General features: G+C 66.8%; 1 protein-coding gene. It reads left to right on the forward strand.

Annotated features, from left to right (window positions below):
* On the forward strand, positions 1 to 277 hold a 277-nt coding region (locus tag SB772_RS40475), incomplete at both ends, for an MATE family efflux transporter (RefSeq protein WP_410838580.1).

Raw genomic sequence — 277 nt, forward strand, 5'->3', positions numbered from 1 at the left:
TGGCTGGCCTGGGGCCTGGCGCTGGTCGCGGCGCTGGCGCTGTGGAACCTGGAGCCGGTATTGCTGATGTTCGGCCAGCAGCCGGACAACGTCGCCTCGGCAGCCGAGTTTCTCACCCTGCTGCCGCTGGCCCTGCCCAGCTACCTGACCTTCATGGCCTTGCGCGGGTTCACCAGCGCCCTCGGCCGCTCGACGCCGGTGATGGTCATCAGCGTGATTGGCACGGTGCTCAACTACCTGCTCAACGTCGCGATGATCGAAGGCATGTTCGGCCTGC

The sequence above is a fragment of the Paraburkholderia sp. SIMBA_030 genome, assembly GCF_046535245.1.
Lineage (GTDB): Bacteria > Pseudomonadota > Gammaproteobacteria > Burkholderiales > Burkholderiaceae > Paraburkholderia.